The following is a 16790-nucleotide window of genomic DNA, read 5'->3' as shown; positions in this document are numbered from 1 at the left end:
GGGCGTGAGCACAGGTACTCAACTCCGCCTAGGTGATGGGGAGCACGACAAGGGGGCGCCCGGTCCGCCGGGCGCCCCCTTCGTCGTACCGTCGGCTACTGGGCCGCCGCGTCCGCCGCCTGGGCCCGCAGGGCACGTTCGACGCCCGCGCGGGACTCCGAGACGAGGCGGGCGAGGGCCGCGTTCGGCTGGGCCGCGGTCAGCCAGGTGTCCGTCTTGGTGACGGTCTCCTCGGAGACCTGAAGGGCCGGGTAGAGGCCGATCGCGATCTGCTGGGCGATCTCGTGGGAGCGGGAGTCCCACACCGACTTCAGTACCTCGAAGTACCGGTCCGTGTACGGCGCGAGCAGCTCACGCTGGTCGGTCTGGACGAAGCCGTTGATCACCGCCTCCTGCACGGCGTTCGGCAGCTTGTCGGACTCGATGACCGACGCCCACGCCTCGGCCTTCGCCTCCTCGGTCGGACGGGCGGCGCGGGCGGTGGCCGCGTGGCGCTCGCCGGCCGCCGTCCGGTCGCGGTCGTACTCACCTGCGATCTCCGCCTCGTCGAACCGGCCGACCGCGGCCAGCCGCTCCACGAACGCCCAGCGCAGATCGGTGTCGACGGCCAGGCCCTCGACGGTGTGGGTGCCGTCCAGCAGACCTTCGAGGAGGTCCAGCTGCTCCGGGGTGCGGGCCGTGGCCGAGAAGGCGCGGGCCCAGGCCAGCTGGTGGTCGCTGCCCGGCGCGGCGGACCGCAGATGGGCGAGGGTGGCGTCGGTCCAGCGGGTGAGCAGCGCCTCGCGGGTCGTCGGGTCGGCGTACAGCTCGATGGCGAGCTTCACCTGGCGCTGCAGGGACTGCACCACACCGATGTCCGACTCCTTGCCGATGCCGGAGAGGACGAGGGCGAGGTAGTCCCGGGCGGGCAGTTCGGCATCACGGGTCATGTCCCAGGCCGACGCCCAGCACAGGGCGCGGGGGAGCGAGGACTCGAAGTCGCCCAGGTGCTCGGTGACGAAGGCCAGGGACTTCTCGTCCAGGCGGACCTTGGCGTACGACAGGTCGTCGTCGTTGAGCAGGAAGACATCCGGGCGGCGGCGGCCGGCCAGCTCCGGTACGGCCGTCAGCTCGCCGTCCACGTCCAGCTCGATCCGGTCCTCGCGGACCAGCCGGCCGCTGTCCTCGTCGTACGCGTACAGGCCGATCGCGATCCGGTGCGGGCGCAGGGTCGGCTCGCCCTTGGCGCCGGCCGGCAGCGCCGGGGCCTCCTGGCGGATGGCGAAGGAGGTGACGACACCGTCGGCGTCCGTCTCGACCTCCGGGCGCAGGATGTTGATGCCGGCCGTCTCCAGCCACTTCTTCGACCAGGTGCTCAGATCACGCCCGGAGGTCTCCTCCAGGGCGCCGAGCAGGTCGGACAGGCGCGTGTTGCCGTACGCGTGCCGCTTGAAGTACGCCTGCACGCCCTTGAAGAACTCGTCCATGCCGACGTAGGCGACGAGCTGCTTCAGGACGGACGCGCCCTTGGCGTACGTGATGCCGTCGAAGTTGACGAGGACGTCGTCCAGGTCGCGGATCTCGGCCATGATCGGGTGCGTGGAGGGCAGCTGGTCCTGCCGGTACGCCCAGGTCTTCATGGAGTTGGCGAACGTCGTCCACGAGTGCGGCCAGCGCGAGCCGGGCGCGTACGCCTGGCAGGCGATGGAGGTATAGGTGGCGAACGACTCGTTCAGCCACAGGTCGTTCCACCACTCCATGGTGACCAGGTCGCCGAACCACATGTGGGCCAGCTCGTGCAGGATGGTCTCGGCCCGCGTCTCGTACGCCGCGTCGGTCACCTTGGACCGGAAGACGTACTGGTCGCGGATGGTCACCGCGCCCGCGTTCTCCATCGCGCCCGCGTTGAACTCCGGCACGAACAGCTGGTCGTACTTCCTGAACGGGTACGCGTAGTCGAACTTCTCCTGGAACCAGTCGAAGCCCTGCCGGGTCACCTCGAAGATCGCGTCCGAGTCGAGGAACTCGGCGAGCGAGGGCCGGCAGTAGATGCCCAGCGGCACGCTCTGCCCGTCCTTCTCGTACACGCTGTGCACGGAGTGGTACGGGCCGACGATCAGCGCGGTGACGTACGACGAGATGCGCGGCGTCGGCTCGAAGGCCCATACGTTGGGCAGCGAGCCCTTGGGCTCGGGCGTCGGCGAGTTGGAGACGACCGTCCAGCCGGCCGGCGCCTTCACCGTGAACTGGAAGGTCGCCTTGAGGTCCGGCTGCTCGAAGCTGGCGAAGACCCGGCGGGCGTCCGGCACCTCGAACTGGGTGTAGAGGTAGGCCTGCTCGTCGACCGGGTCGACGAACCGGTGCAGACCCTCACCCGTGTTGGTGTACGCGCAGTCGGCCACGACCCGTAGCACGTTACGGCCCTGCAGCAGGCCCGGCAGCGCGATCCGGGAGTCCTCGAAGACCTCGGCGGGGTCGAGCGGATCACCGTTCAGGGTGACCTCGTGGACCGCCGGGGCCACCAGGTCGATGAAGGACGCGGCGCCGGATTCGGCGACGTCGAAGCGCACCGTGGTCACGGACCGGTAGGTACCGCCCTCCTGCGCGCCGGAGAGGTCGAGATCGATCTCGTACGAGTCAACGGTGAGCAGCTTCGCCCGCTGCTGCGCCTCTTCGCGAGTCAGGTTTGTGCCAGGCACGCGGTCATCTCCTCGTTATGTGTGGGTTGCGCCATCCTTCCACGGCAGCATGGCCGCGGGCGACGAGGGAAAACCCCACAGATCGCTTGGTCAGGCGTCCGGCACGCCAGGGGCGTCAGGCGGCCGTCGTGCCGCCGTCGACCGGCATCGCCGCGCCGGTGACGAAGGACGAGCGGTCGCTGCACAGCCACAGCGCGGCCTCGGCGACCTCGGCGGGTCCGGCCATCCGCTTCTGGAGCGTCTCACCCTCGAACCGCTCCCGCAGCTCCGGCAGCGTCCGCACGGCCCGGTCCATCATCTCGGTACGGGTGCTGCCCACCACCAGCGCGTTGACGCGGATGCCGCGCTGCGCGTACTCGGCCGCGGCGGCCCGGGTGAGCCCGAGGACGGCGTGCTTGGCGGCCACGTAGGCCGCGGACGCCCCGGTCGCCCGCTGCCCCGCGACACTCGACGTGTTGACGATCGTGCCGCCGCCGGACCCGAGCATCTCGGGGATCTGGAAGCGCAGACAGTTCCATACCCCGCGCACATTGACGTCCATGGTCTGCTCGTAGACGTCCTGGCCGGTCTCGTGCAGCTCGGTGCCGGCGGTGCCGAACCCGGCGTTGTTGAAGGCGCAGTCCAGGCGGCCGAAGGTGTCGACGGCCGTGCGGACGACCCGCTCGACGTCCTCGGCCGAGGCCACGTCCGCCGGCACGGCCAGGGCCCGTCCGCCGCCGGCGCCGATCTCCTCGGCGAGCGCCCGCAGCCGGTCCGCGCGCCGGGCCGTCAGCACGACGGCCGCACCCTCCCGGGCGAACAGCCGCGCGGCGGCCGCACCGATCCCGCTGGACGCGCCGGTGATCATGGCGACCTTGCCGTCGAGGACGCGCGAGGTGGCACAGGACGGCTGGGCGTTGCTCATGGTGTGGTGGCTCCCGCTGAGTGAACGAGCTCTACCGGCTGCGCAGGCTCTGCTACGAGGCACGGCCGCGGCCGGAATCCCTGTCTTACCGCGCCGACAGCTCTTCGGCCACCAGCTCCGCGATCTGCACGGCGTTCAGCGCGGCCCCCTTGCGGAGGTTGTCGTTGGAGATGAACAGGGCCAGACCGTGCTCGACCGTCTCGTCACGGCGGATCCGGCCGACGTACGACGGGTCCTTGCCGGCCGCCTGCAGCGGGGTCGGGATGTCGGACAGCTCGACGCCCGGGGCGTCCGCGAGCAGCTCGGTCGCGCGCTCGGGGCTGATGGGGCGGGCGAAGCGGGCGTTGACCTGGAGGGAGTGGCCGGAGAAGACCGGGACGCGGACGCAGGTGCCGGAGACCTTCAACCCGGGGAGTTCCAGGATCTTGCGGGACTCGTGGCGCAGCTTCTGCTCCTCGTCGGTCTCGTTGAGACCGTCGTCGACGAGGTTGCCGGCGAAGGGGAGGACGTTGAAGGCGATGGGCCGCTTGTAGACGCCGGGCTCGGGGAAGTCGACGGCCTCGCCGTCGTGGGTGAGCCTGTCGGCGTCGGCGGCGACCTTCTGCACCTGCCCGTGCAGCTCGGCGACGCCCGCCAGACCGGAACCGGACACCGCCTGGTAGGTGGCGACGGTCAGCGTCTCCAGGCCGGCCTCCCGGTCCAGCACCTTCAGGACCGGCATCGCGGCCATCGTGGTGCAGTTCGGGTTGGCGATGATGCCCTTGGGCCGGTCGGCGATCGCGTGCGGGTTGACCTCGGAGACGACCAGCGGGACCTCGGGGTCCTTGCGCCAGGCGGAGGAGTTGTCGATGACGACGGCACCCTGGGCGGCGACCTTCTCGGCGAGCGCCTTGGAGGTGGCCCCGCCCGCCGAGAACAGCACGATGTCCAGGCCGGTGTAGTCGGCGGTCGCCGCGTCCTCCACGGTCACGCCGTCCAGCACGGTGCCGGCGGAGCGGGCCGAGGCGAACAGCCGCAGCTCGGTGACCGGGAAGTCGCGCTCCGTGAGGATCCTGCGCATGACCGTGCCGACCTGACCGGTGGCTCCGACGATTCCGACCCTCACGGTGACTCCCTTGCATACGGTGACGTGTGTCTGCGGCCTTTCCATCATGCGGCCGACCCGGGTCAGCCTGTCCAATTCTTTGCCCGCCATGCCCGCAGAACGGACCTGCCGGCCCGTGGAACTCCCGTCGGCGCCCGCGCTGAGCTGCAGAAATTGGCTCTCCGCGGCCTTCGTACCGCAAGCTGTGCTGCGGGGCGCCGGTGTGACGTACGCCTCGGAAAAGATTTCCGGAGCCGTCCGAACGTTTCCGGGGCCCGCGGAGATCGCCCCGCAGCGGAACTGGATCGTCCGCGACCTGCCCGCGTCGCGCACCATGAGCTTGCCGAAAGTGAAGGGGCGGGCGCCCCGCAGGACGCCCGCCCCAGCACCGGTTCTCTTACCGCTACTGCGTGACCTTCCGCTACTGCGTGACCTTCTCGATCCTCACGCTGCCGACACCCGCGACCGTGCCGCGCGCGTCGACCAGCTGGACCCGGCCGAAGAACTCACGTCCCTCGGGGGCCGCCGTGGCCGCCGTGACCTGGCCGGTCACCGTGGCCGAGGCGCCCGTGTCGAGCTTGACCGGCGTCGACTCGTCGACCGTGACCGCGCCGAGCGTGGCGGAGAAGAAGACGTCCCGGTAGTCGTAGTCGGTGGAGCCCGACGGGACCGAGTAGCCGACGACCTCGATGGTGTACGTGCCGGCGGCCGGCGAGGCGATGGACACCGCCTCCTCCGAGTCGCCGTCGGCGGACTGCGCGACCTGCTTGCCGGACGCGTCGTACACGGTCAGGTCGAGGTCGGCCGCCGTGTCGGAGACGTTGCCGATGGCCACGTCCAGCGACTTCGCGCCCGCGGGCACGGTCACCGTCGAGGTCTGGGTCTCGCCCTCCTTGATCGACGGGCGGGCCGTCTTCGAGGAGCCGAGCGGACCGCCGACCAGCTTGCCGTCGAGCGCGGCGAACTTGTTGGTCACCTTCCAGGAGGCGCTGACCGGGGTGCCGGCCTTGGCCTCGGGCACGGTCACGGTCTCCGGGTCGAAGGCCGCGCCGAGCACGGTGACGCCCAGCTTGTACGGGTTGTCGAGCAGCGGCGAGGTGCGGCGTGCCTCGACCTCGATCTCCCAGACGCCGGCCTGCGGGTCGGCGTACGAACGGACGTCGGGCTTGCAGCCGTTGCCGTTCAGGTAGTTGTTGTAGCAGTACGGGGTACCGGTGTTGTCGACCGGAACGCCGTACGGGTGGATGGCGATGAAGCGCGTCTGGCTCTTGTCGGCCAGCCCGCTCATCGCGACCTCGAGGGACTTGGCGCCCTCGGGCACGGTCACGAAGTACGACGTGGAGCTGTTGCGCTGTACCGAACTCGAAGCCGAGTAGGTGTAGTTCACCGGAGTGGACACGACGACGGTCGTCAGGATCTGCTTGTCGACGCCCTCGGTCCTCGGGTCGTCGACTTCAAGGATCGCCGACTTGATGCCCGCACTCTTCGGCCTGGCCTGCACCTTGACCGTCACCGGCTGGTTCAGCGGCAGCATGACCTCGTCCGAGCCGAGGATCTTGAAGGTGTGCCCGGCGTTGTTCTCGAAGTGCAGCTCGTGCCGGATCGCCTTGTCCGCGCCGGAGGTCCGGGTGATCGTGATGTCGTATGTCTTCTTCTGCCCGGCCTTCAGGCCACCCTCACGGTCGTACAGGCCGGTGCCGTAGCCCGGGGTCTTCAGCGCGGAGTCGATCGCGGTGTCGACGGGCGCCTTGACGGTGTAGTCGTGCGCGGTGGCGTGGGCCCTGATGGACTTCCACGCGTCGACGATGTTGATGCGGCCCGCGCCCTCCTCGTACGCCTGCACGTCCTTGATGTGGTCGGCGGTCGAGGTGAGGGCCGTGCGCAGGTCGGCCGGGGAGAGGGCGATGCCCTTCTCCTTGGCGGCGCTCAGCAGCAGCGCCGTGGCGCCGGTCGCCTGCGGGGACGCCATCGAGGTGCCCTGGAGCATGGAGTATCCGGCCGGCAGCGAGTAGCCCGCCTCGGCGACCGGGGAGCCCGGCAGCCAGGTCTGGGTGGAGTTGATCGCGGCGCCGGGCGCGACCAGGGTCGGCGTGAAGCCGCCGTCCTCACGCGGGCCGCGCGAGGAGAAGGGCAGCAGCTGGTACTTCGTGGTCACCTGGGAGCCGTAGTTGGCGGCCCAGGTCTCCCTGGAGATGGCCGCGCCGACCGAGATGACCTTGTCGGCGAGCCCGGGGTCGCCGATGGTGTTCGCGCCCGGCCCGGAGTTGCCCGCGGAGATGACCAGCTGCACGCCGTAGGTGTCGATGAGCCGGGTGTACAGCTCGGCGCGCGCGTTGTTGCCGTCGTTCAGCGCCGGCAGGCCGCCGATCGACATGTTGACGATGTCGACGCCCCGGTTGGCGACCAGGTCGATCATGCCCTCGGTGAGGGCGACGTTGGTGCAGCCGCCGGTCCAGGTGCAGGCCCGGGAGGAGACGATCTTCGCGCCCGGAGCCGCGCCGTTCATCTTGCCGCCGAACAGGCCGTTGGCGGCGGTGATACCGGCGACGTGGGTGCCGTGCTCGGACTCGATGACGCCGATGTTGACGAAGTCGGCCGTCTTGCCGACCCAGGACCCGCCGTACGGGTCCATCGGGACGTCCTTGCGGATCTGCACGACGAACGGCTGCCGCTCGACGACGTCGGTCGCCGGGTTGTCGGTGCCGAAGTAGCCGACCTGGTACCCGTCCTTGTACGGCTTCATCGGCGTGTCGTCGGAGAAGTCGTTGTTGTTGTTCAGGTCGACGGTGACCGTGCCGGCCGCCGGGTCGTAGAGCACGCCCCAGCTGTCGGTGGTGTCGCCGTCCCGGTTTGCGTCACCGGCCGCGTCGCCACCCGTGGTGTACGACTCCTTGAACGTGCTGATCTCGTACGACCCGGCGGGTGCCGTCCAGGTCTTGCCTCCGTAGCCGAAGCTCGGCCCGGACACGGCGGTGACCATGGGCCGCCAGGTCTGGTCGCTGTCGACGATCGGGTCGGTCGAGGTCACCCAGTCGACGATCTTCCGCTCGCCCGTGGTGGTCTTCTGCAGCGCCGGGTGACCGAGATCGACACCGGAGTCCAGGATGCCGATGGTGATGCCCCGGCCGTCCGCCTTCGGGTGGTCCTTGACGAAGTCGACGGCGCCCGTCTCGAAGGAGGGGTTGTACGGGTTCTCGGCGGGGGTGTTCTTGTCCGGCCCCGAGTAGGTGGCCTTGACGCTCTTGGCGTTGGCGTCGCTCACCGTCGGGTCGTCGAGCTGGATCTCCTGGCGCAGGTCGATCGCGTGCACCGAGGACAGCTTCGCGGCGGCGGCGATCGCCGAGTCCGCCCGGCCCGTGGGGACGGTGGCGCGGACATAGCCGAGCTTGTCGTACGTACGGCCCACCGAGCCGCCCTTGACGCCGTCCAGCTCCTGGGCGACCTGCTCGGTCTGCCCCGGTGCGGTCGCGATCATCATCGTGACGTTCTTGGCGCCGTCGGCCTTGGCCTCCGCGAGCAGTTCGGCGTCCTCCGAACCGAGCTTGTCATGGGCCGACTTGACGCCGGGGTCGGCGGTGGCGGCGGAGGAAGCGGGGGCCGTGGCGGCGGCCAGGGGTATCGGCCCGGCGGCGGAGAGCGCGGCCACGACACCGACGGCCACGGCTATCCGGGCCAGGCGTCTGTGGCCCGGTATCGGGTCGTGCTGGGGGCTGAGGGTCATCTGCATCCCTTGTAGGTAAAGGAACGAGCACGAAACGACCGGACTTGGTCGTGTCCGGCGCGTAGGCGCACAGCTTTCCCCAAGAGAACGCTCTTTTGGGAACGTTGACCGAATTGATATGAACGTATGGGGAAAACCCCCGGTCATCTCCCGGACCTGTCGCGGAAAACCCGGTGGCAGTCGCTCCCCGCGCCCCCTACCGTGCCGATGTGCGCGAGAAGCTGAGGGTGGCGGCCTACGCCGTGTGTGTCCGCGACGGACAGATTCTGCTCGCCCGGTCACCCGCCGCCGACGGCACACCCGAATGGGTCCTGCCCGGCGGCGGCATGGAACACGGCGAGGACCCGTACGACACGGTCCGCCGCGAGCTCATGGAGGAGACCGGCTACCGCATCGAGGTGACCGGGCTGCTGGGCATCGACTCCCGCCGCCATCGCTTCGCCCGGGAGAGCCTGCTGGCCCGCATCACCGACCACCACCATGTGCGGATCATCTACACCGGCGAGATCGTCGGCGGCGAACTCCGCAACGAGGTCGACGGCTCCACCGACATGGCCGCCTGGCAGGACCTGGACGCCGTACCGGATCTCCGGCACATCCGGCTGGTCGATGTCGCACTGCGGATGTGGCGGGAGCGGCCGGTGGCGGGGCGGTTTGCAGAAGAGCAGTCGTAAGCGCCGAAGCGCGGCCGTACGCGCCGGAGACCCATCCCCTACCCCGGCAGATGAACGCGGAGCAACCGGCCCCCGGCCGCCCGAAATCCGCTCCATGACCGGACCCCACCTCACCTGATCCACGTACGGTGATCGGCGTTGCGCGTTGCCGCCGAGTTCACGCGCAGGCCATCCCCGGTGCCAACGATCCAGAGCGAGCGGGAAGTTCGCGGAAGCGATCGCCCCGCGACCACTGCCGGACGCGTTCGCACTCGGGGAGACCGCGCCATGTCGCGCATACGCTCAGTCGCCACCTCCGCCGCCCAGAAGGGCCGCGAGGCACTGGAGATCAACCGCCGTACCGTGCTCGCCGCCGCCGGAGCCGTCTCGCTCTCCGCGGGCGTCGGCTACGCCCTGCGCCCCACCGGCAGTCAGGCCGCGCCCACCGCGATCGAGGAGCAGGAGCCGGTCGCCGAGGGCCGCAAGGCCGCCGCGGCCCCCCTCACGCCGTACACCAAGGGCACGACCCTCGCCTCCGTCGCCGCGCCCCGCAACGGCTCGGGCTACCGCCGGCTCGGTGACGGCGCCGGCTGGTCGCGCATGCTCCGCTCCGACCTGGCCACCGCCAAGTCCGGCCGGGAGAACCGCCGTACCGCCCTCGCCGCGTTCGTGCAGTTCACCGACCTGCATCTGATGGACGTCCAGCACCCGCTGCGCCTCGAATACCTGCGCGCCCACGACCCACACGCCTGGCGCCCCCACGAGGCGCTCACGGTGCCCGGCGCCATCTCCCTCGTCGAGCGCGTGAACGCGCTGCGCGGCGCCCCCGTCACCGGCTCCCCGCTGCACTTCGTGATGACGACCGGCGACAACACCGACAACAACGCCCACTCCGAGCTGGAGTGGTTCATGAAGGTGATGAGCGGCGGCCGGATCACCCCCAACAGCGGGGACCCCAAGCACTACGAGGGCGTGCAGAACAGCGGCCTGAAGCTGTACTGGCAGGCGAGCTCCACGGTCCGCGACGGCGACAAGGCGCTCGGCTTCCCGCACCTGGCGGGCTTTCTCGCCGCCGCGATCCGCGAGGTGAACAGCCCCGGCCTCAACCTCCCCTGGTACTCCACCGTCGGCAACCACGACTCCCTGCCGCTCGGCTGCTTCGGCTCCCACGCCGACCCCTACCTCGCCGCGGCCGCGGTCGCCGGCAAGAAGCTGATGACGGCGACCGACGCCGAGGCCAGGAAGCTCCAGGACACCATCCGCAAGGCCCAGGACCCCAAGGGCAGCGGCTACCGTGACTTCCTCAAGGCCCACGCCCGTTCGACGCGCTCGGTCACGGCGGACGAGAAGCGCGCCCCGTACACGGCCGCGGACTACCTCAAGGCCCATCTGGACCCGGCCTACCAGGGCCTCGGCCCGGTGGGCCACGGCTACTCGACCGCCAACGTGGCCGCGGGCACCCAGTACTACGCCTTCCGTATCTCCGACGACGTCATCGGCATCAGCCTCGACACGACGGACGCCGGCGGCCACTACGACGGATCGATCGGTACGGCCCAACTGTCCTGGCTGGAGCGGACCCTGAAGGAGAACAAGGACTCCTACGCGGTCGTCTTCAGCCACCACACCAGCCGGACGATGACCAACACCCGCCCCGACCCGGCCCACCCGAGCGACCGCCGCCACACGGGCACCGAGCTGGTCACCCTCCTCAACCGCCACGCCAATGTGCTGGCCTGGGTGAACGGCCACATCCACCGCAACCTGATCACCCCGCACAAGGCCTCCAACGGCAACTCCTTCTGGGAGATCACCACCGCCTCGCACGTGGACCGCCCCCAGCTGGCCCGGGTCGTGGAGCTGGTGGACAACAAGGACGGCACGGTCTCGCTCTTCACCACGCTGATCGAGTCGGCGGCTCCGCACCGCACGGACTTCTCCGACCTCTCCCAGACCGGCCTCGCGGCCCTCTACCGCGAACTGGCCTTCAACGCCCCCGGTTCCAGCAAGGTCCTGGGCGGCAACGCCGTGGACCGGAACACGGAGCTGGTCCTGAAGAAGGGCTGAAACTCACCCAACCGGCCTACAGCAGGCAACCTCGCCGATCACGGCGGTGTCCCTCCCCCCGACCGAGCCCGACGGCTGCGCTGACCCGACTGGGGGAGAGACATGTTCGTACGTACGACACTGATGGCGGCCACGGCAGTGGCCCTGTCGGCGGCACTGGCGGCGGCACTGGCGGCACCGGCGGTGGCGGCGGTGGCGGCACCCGACGCCGGCCACTCGGCCACCCGCAAGGCGGTGAAGGCCGCGGTCGCGGCGGGCGTACCCGGGGTGACGGCCACGGCCCGTGACCCGCACGGTACCTGGTCGACGACGGCCGGGGTGGGCGACACCCGGGCGGGCGCCCCGCGTTCCGCGTCCGACCACTACCGGGTCGGCAGCATCACGAAGACCTTCGTCTCCACGGTTCTGCTCCAACTGGAGGCGGAGGGCCGCCTGTCCCTGGACGACAGGGTGGCCAAGTGGCTGCCGGGGGTGGTCCGGGGCAACGGCAACGACGGCCGCCGCATCACCGTCCGCCAGGTCCTCAACCACACCAGCGGCATCTTCAACTACACGGCGGACGAAGACTTCGGCCGCATGTACTTCACGAAGGACGGCTTCTTCCAGCACCGCTACGACACGCTGACGCCCGCCGCACTGGTGGGGATCGCGATGAAGCACAAGCCGGACTTCGCACCGGGCACGAGCTGGTCGTACTCCAACACGAACTACGTCCTGGCGGGCATGGTGATCAAGGCGGTGACGGGCCACTCGTACGCCGAGGAGATCACGAACCGCGTGATCAAGCCCCTCCACCTGACCGGCACGTCCCTCCCCGGCACCCGCACCAACCTCCCGCGCCCGAGCAGCCGCGCCTACTCGAAGTTCGCGCAGCCGACAGGTCCGACCTACGACGTCACCGCCCTCAACCCCTCCATGGCCGCCTCGGCCGGCGAGGTGATCTCCACCTCCGCCGACCTGACCCGCTTCTACGAGGCACTGCTGCGCGGCAGCCTGCTCCCTGTGCGCCAGCTGAAGGAGATGAAGACCACGGTCCCCGTCCCCGGCGACCCCAACAGCGCCTACGGCCTCGGCCTGATCGGTCACACCCTCTCCTGCGGCGTCCACGTCTGGGGCCACGAAGGCGGCATCCACGGCTCCACCTCCACTGCGGCCACCACCGCCGACGGCCGTCACGCCCTGGCCGTGAACTTCAACGGCGACTGGACGGGCGACCCGGGCACGGTCCTCGACGCGGAGTTCTGCGGGAGCTGAGCCTCTTCCACGGGCGCCCGGAAAAAAGTTCCGGCGGTGACGTCGAGAACCCGCGGCCGGCTCCGTCCCCGGGGTGAAGGCGGCCACACTGGGTCGCACGAGCACCGAGGAGAACATCATGGCCAAGTACCTGCTGCTCAAGCACTACCGGGGCGCCCCGGCCGCGGTCAACGACGTGCCCATGGACCAGTGGACGCCGGAGGAGATCTCGGCGCACGTCCAGTACATGAACGACTTCGCGGCCCGGCTCGAGAGGACCGGCGAGTTCGTCGACAGTCAGGCCCTCGCTCCCGAGGGGATGTGGGTCCGGTACGACGGCGAGGGGCGCCCGCCGGTCACGGACGGTCCGTTCGCCGAGACCAAGGACGTCATCGCCGGCTGGATGGTGATCGACGTCGACAGTCACGAGCGCGCCGTCGAGCTGGCCGGGGAGCTGTCCGCCGCCCCGGGGGCGAGCGGCAAGCCGATCCACGAGTGGCTCGAGCTGCGCCCCTTCCTGGGCGTGCACCCCACCGTCACGGAGTGCCATTTCAAGTGAACGAGGTCCTGCTCCGGAGCCTCACACCGAGTGTGCTCACCGTCCTCGTCCGCCGCGGAGCCGACTTCGCGGCGGCCGAGGACGCCGTGCAGGAGGCGCTGATCGAGGCGGTCCGCGCCTGGCCGGCCGACCCGCCGCGGGACGCGAAGGGCTGGCTGGTCACCGTGGCCTGGCGGAAGTTCCTCGACGCCACCCGCTCGGACGCTGCCCGCCGCCGGCGCGAGGACCTCGTCGACGAGGAGCCGAAACCCGGACCGGCGCCCGCGGTCGACGACTCGCTCCAGCTCTACTTCCTGTGTGCCCACCCGTCCCTCTCCCCGTCCTCGGCGGTCGCGCTCACGCTGCGTGCCGTCGGCGGGCTCACCACCCGGCAGATCGCCCAGGCCTACCTGGTGCCCGAGGCGACCATGGCGCAGCGCATCAGCCGGGCCAAGCGCACCGTCTCCGGCGTGCGGTTCGACCGGGCCGGCGATGTCGCCACCGTGCTGCGCGTCCTCTACCTGGTCTTCAACGAGGGCTACTCCGGCGATGTCGACCTCGCCGCCGAGGCCATCCGGCTCACCCGGCAGCTCGCCGCCGCCATCGACCACCCCGAGGTCGCGGGGCTGCTCGCCCTCATGCTGCTCCACCACGCCCGGCGCGCCGCCCGCACCGCGCCCGACGGCAGCCTGGTCCCGCTCGCCGAGCAGGACCGGAGCCGCTGGGACACCCGCCTGATCGCCGAGGGCGTCCAGATCCTCCAGACGGCCCTCGCCCGCGACCGGCTGGGCGAGTTCCAGGCACAGGCCGCCATCGCCGCCCTCCACGCCGACGCACCCACCGCCGACGAGACCGACTGGGTCCAGATCGTCGAGTGGTACGACGAGCTCACGCGCCTGACCGACAGCCCGGTCGTCCGGCTCAACCGCGCGGTCGCCGTGGGCGAGGCCGACGGACCCCGCGCCGGCCTGGCCGCGCTCGCGGCGCTGGACGCCGCACTGCCCCGGCACACCGCGGTGGCGGCCTACCTCCACGAACGCGACGGCGACCTGGCGACGGCGGCACGGCTGTACGCCGAGGCGGCCCACAAGGCACCCGACCTCGCCGAGCGCGACCACCTGACCCGCCAGGCCGCCCGGCTCAACGCCCGCCGGAGCCGCCGCTGACAACCGTCGTACGTTCGGGTGTTCCGCTTGCCGATTTTTTGCCGTCGGCCGGGTCGGTACCGGGCCTCCCGCCGCCTCGGCCGTTCCTGTAAAAACTGCAGGTCACAAGGGTGACGGCGGGGGGCGTCGGAGGATTCCGCCGGTGACCGTTCCGGTACTCGCCGTGTAAATGAATCGGACTCCCGTACGAGACATACCGTTCATCCGAATGAAACGTCCGTACCGCCTCATATCGGCTAACCCGCGGTTCCCGGGGATGGCTCGATTTGGTGCAAGGCTGGTGATCGTGTGGGCGCTCGGCTCGGACTTCGTGTGCTCTCGGTCTACGAGGGATTCTTCTCCGGGGGTGCCCGGATCGTTCACAGTGATGTACTGCTGGGGCTCGTCGAGGGCGGTCAGCAGTGGCATCGCGTACTGAGTCTGCACGGTGAGGTCCACCGAGAAGCCACGACGCAGCGGATGGAGGACGACGCCTGCTATCGCGCGCTCACGGCCGGTGGCATCGATGTCGCCTCGCTCGGCCGCACCGCGGGCCTCGTCGACGGCACGGTGGCGGCGTCGGTTTTCAGCGGGCCCGAGTTGGCCGATACCGCCCGGGCGATGGCCGGTGCGGACGTCATCCTCTCCCTGAAGGAACAGCCGCTCGCGCTCCTCAACCAGGCCGGGCTGCCCCGTCGCCCCGTCGTCGTCTGCCTGCACCGGTCCGACCCGGAGAACCAGGGCCCGGCGCTGGACGAGCTGAAGACCGCCATCGCGGACGGCAAGGTCGTGGCGTGCGTGTGCTGCGCCGAGTCGACGCGGGACGCGTACGAGGCGGCCGGCATCCCCGGTGAGCTGCTGCACGTCATCCCGAACGGGGTCGATCTGCTCCGCTTCCGCCCGGACGCTGCGGTGCGGCTCGCGTTCCGTGAGTCCGCCGGGATCCCCGCCACCGCCCCCGTCGTCGTCTTCGCCGCCCGGTACGCCGGTATGAAGAACGTGCCGCTCTTCCTGCGGGCGGCCAGGGCGTGGCTGGCCCGCGAGGGCGGCGGCCACGTGGTCATGTGCGGCGCCGGGATGACCGAGGACAACCCCGCCCTCTGGGCCGACATGGAGATCGCCTTCGGCGCCGACCGGGCCGCCCTCGGCGACCGCGTGCACCTCCTCGGCGTACGGCACGACATGGAGGCCGTCTACGCCGGCTCCGACGTCGTCGCCCTCACCTCCGCCTCCGGCGAGGCGGCGCCGCTCTGCCTCATCGAGGGCATGATGTGCGGCGCCGTACCGGTCACGACGGACGTCGGCGACAGCGCGTCGATCGTCGAGGGCCACGGGCTCGTGACGCCCTTCGACCCCGACGCGATCGCCTTCGCGTGGTCGGCGGCGGTGGCCGAACGGGACGCCTTCGCACCGGCGCTGCTCGCCAGCCGCGAGCGGTTCAGCCGTACGCGGATGATCGCCGCGTACGCCGACCTGCTCGACCACGTCGCCGGCGACGTACGCGACGAACTGCGCCCGGGCGTCAGCGGGCAGTAGGAGAGCGAGGAGGGGCCGTCGGTCCCCCTCCGGACCGGCGGCCCCTCCTCTCCCCTCCTGGTGACGGCCCCCCTCGCTACCGGGGCAGCACCACGACATACGCGGCCGGGTCGCGGTCGTCGGCCGCCATCAGTGCCGTACGGACCACCGCCGCCTGCTGCTCCATCGAGTCGCGGAGCTTCTTCGGGGTCAGGTAGACGACCGTGATGCCCAGCCGCTCCAGGTGCTCGCGCTTGCGGGCGTATTCGGACCACAGGGCGTCCTCGTCCTGGCGCGGGGCCCGGGTGTCCAGTTCGACGGCGACCGCCTGCTGGGGCCAGTAGGCGTCGAGGCCGCCCAGGTGGGGGCCGCCGGGGAGACGCAGGTCCACGTTCCACACGGGGTCGGGGAGGCCGTACTCGTGGACCATCCGGTAGAGGCGGTCCTCGGCGATGGCCCGGCCCTCGGCGACCAGGGAGTCGACGGCGTCGACCACATGCGGGCGGGACAGCAGCTTCGCCTGGTTCAACGCCCGTACCACCGCGGCAGGTTCGCAGTGGTGTCCGCGTACCGCCTCGGTCAGCAGCCGTCGTACCGCCTCCGCGTCGGTCAGGTCCGCCACCGCGTCCGCGAGGGCGCGCGGGACCGGGGCGACGGGCAGGCCCGTAACCGGCTCGGGGGTCGGCAGGGCCGGGGTGCGGAGCACGCGGACGTAGGAGGTGGAGCGGATGCGGCGCATGCGGGGGACCAGGACGTCCACGTGGTCCAGGGAGAGCAGCGGCGGGGTGGAGGAGAACCCGTGGAGGGTCAGCGCGGCCAGGCCCGTGATCATCGTCTCCGCGTAGACCGGGCGGTGGGGGGAGTCGGGGCTCGGCTGGGTGGGGACGCCGGGGGCGGGCTCGCGGGCGGCGAACAGCAGGGCTCCGTGCAGGCGTTCCTCGCTGGTCGGCGGGCCGGGGTGGAGCAGGATCACGCCGGGGAGCAGTTGCTGCCAGGGGCTGCCCGGCCGGCACTGCTCGGCGATCTCGGTGGCCGCGACGCCGTGGGAGCGGAGCTGAGCCGTCGTCATCACCCGGCGGCGGACGTCCGCGAGATGGCGGAGGGGGCGGGGGGAGAGTGGGGTGTTGTGGGTCATGGCCACGAGATTCCCGGGTCCGGTCTGCCCCTTAACCGCTGTTACGTTCCTGTTGAAGAATGCGGACAACACGGCACTAAAGGTCAGGTGTTCGAGTGCCGAGTAGGAGGCGAAAAC

The 16790-nt window shown here is 70.7% G+C and carries 11 protein-coding genes; 6 read left to right on the top strand and 5 right to left on the bottom strand.

Annotated elements, in window-relative coordinates:
* Positions 1-95: 95 nt before the first annotated feature.
* The 4 genes from pepN to ACZ7OO_RS13755 form a co-directional block, all read right to left on the bottom strand.
* Positions 96-2678 carry an aminopeptidase N gene (pepN, locus tag ACZ7OO_RS13770; RefSeq protein WP_471504545.1) on the bottom strand — a complete coding sequence of 861 codons (2583 nt, stop codon included), beginning with the start codon at positions 2676-2678 and terminating at the stop codon, positions 96-98.
* A 115-nt stretch (positions 2679-2793) separates the two neighbouring features.
* Positions 2794-3582 (bottom strand): SDR family NAD(P)-dependent oxidoreductase, encoded by a 789-nt coding sequence (locus tag ACZ7OO_RS13765; RefSeq protein WP_471504544.1) that lies wholly within the window; start codon positions 3580-3582, stop codon positions 2794-2796.
* An 85-nt stretch (positions 3583-3667) separates the two neighbouring features.
* The gene (locus ACZ7OO_RS13760) at positions 3668-4687 is read right to left on the bottom strand and encodes an aspartate-semialdehyde dehydrogenase (RefSeq protein WP_471504542.1); all 1020 of its coding nucleotides are present in this window, start codon (positions 4685-4687) and stop codon (positions 3668-3670) included.
* Between the two features lie 400 nt (positions 4688-5087).
* Positions 5088-8387 (bottom strand): S8 family serine peptidase, encoded by a 3300-nt coding sequence (locus ACZ7OO_RS13755; RefSeq protein WP_471504541.1) that lies wholly within the window; start codon positions 8385-8387, stop codon positions 5088-5090.
* A gap of 227 nt (positions 8388-8614) precedes the next feature.
* On the opposite strand from ACZ7OO_RS13755, the gene ACZ7OO_RS13750 reads away from it, so the two are divergent.
* From ACZ7OO_RS13750 to ACZ7OO_RS13725, 6 genes are all read left to right on the top strand, one after another.
* Positions 8615-9061, top strand: coding sequence for an NUDIX hydrolase (locus ACZ7OO_RS13750; RefSeq protein ID WP_471504927.1), 447 nt, complete (start codon positions 8615-8617; stop codon positions 9059-9061).
* 267 nt (positions 9062-9328) lie between these two features.
* A complete protein-coding gene (locus tag ACZ7OO_RS13745; protein WP_471504540.1) occupies positions 9329-11107 on the top strand; it encodes a TIGR03767 family metallophosphoesterase in 1779 nt (592 codons plus the stop codon).
* 102 nt (positions 11108-11209) lie between these two features.
* Positions 11210-12361 (top strand): serine hydrolase domain-containing protein, encoded by a 1152-nt coding sequence (locus ACZ7OO_RS13740; protein WP_471504538.1) that lies wholly within the window; start codon positions 11210-11212, stop codon positions 12359-12361.
* 118 nt (positions 12362-12479) lie between these two features.
* Complete coding sequence (locus tag ACZ7OO_RS13735) at positions 12480-12899, top strand: YciI family protein (protein ID WP_471504536.1); 420 nt, start codon at positions 12480-12482, stop codon at positions 12897-12899.
* A complete protein-coding gene (locus tag ACZ7OO_RS13730) occupies positions 12896-14044 on the top strand; it encodes an RNA polymerase sigma factor (RefSeq protein ID WP_471504534.1) in 1149 nt (382 codons plus the stop codon). Before ACZ7OO_RS13735 ends, ACZ7OO_RS13730 begins: the two co-directional genes overlap by 4 nt.
* 312 nt (positions 14045-14356) lie before the next feature.
* Positions 14357-15559, top strand: coding sequence for a glycosyltransferase (locus tag ACZ7OO_RS13725; protein ID WP_352220571.1), 1203 nt, complete (start codon positions 14357-14359; stop codon positions 15557-15559).
* Positions 15560-15635: 76 nt separating this feature from the next.
* Here ACZ7OO_RS13725 and ACZ7OO_RS13720 read toward each other — a convergent pair whose 3' ends face one another.
* Entirely contained in the window at positions 15636-16673 is a 1038-nt protein-coding gene (locus tag ACZ7OO_RS13720) for a hypothetical protein (RefSeq protein ID WP_471504533.1), read from the bottom strand.
* Positions 16674-16790: the final 117 nt, after the last annotated feature.

The sequence above is a fragment of the Streptomyces sp. NPDC111744 genome (genome assembly GCF_055634995.1).
This window is presented reverse-complemented; position numbering and strand designations above follow the sequence as displayed.